General features: G+C 55.5%; 1 pseudogene. It reads right to left on the bottom strand.

What is annotated here, in order from left to right:
* Positions 1-225 (bottom strand): annotated as a pseudogene (locus HMPREF2886_RS27285) (sprT domain-containing protein); the annotation flags it as partial.
* Positions 226-317: the final 92 nt, after the last annotated feature.

Below are 317 nucleotides of genomic sequence, written 5' to 3'. Positions count from 1 at the left end.
AAAATAGGATGGATTCATGGCGATTTCGTCTGTCATGGTCTTTTCGTGCCGGTTGGCGAACCGGCGCGACGAGAAATAGCCATAGGTGCGCTTTTCGCGCTGCATCGTGATGAGACAGTGCGGGAGCTGGCCATCGAACAGAGCGGCGTTGTAGTGCTCAAACGCTGCCTGTAGCTCGCCATAGGCCTGAATCGTCGGGCTGGCCGTGGATTTAAGAGCTTTCACTATTTCCCCCTTCCGAGCGGGCTTTGTTGACCTGATCCACGAACCGCAAAGCGGCCGTGAGATTGAACTTGCGCACCTTGGCCTTATGGTTG

It is taken from the genome of Pseudomonas sp. HMSC066A08 (assembly GCF_001813025.1).
In the GTDB taxonomy this organism is placed as follows: Bacteria; Pseudomonadota; Gammaproteobacteria; order Pseudomonadales; family Pseudomonadaceae; genus Pseudomonas; species Pseudomonas aeruginosa.
This window is presented reverse-complemented; position numbering and strand designations above follow the sequence as displayed.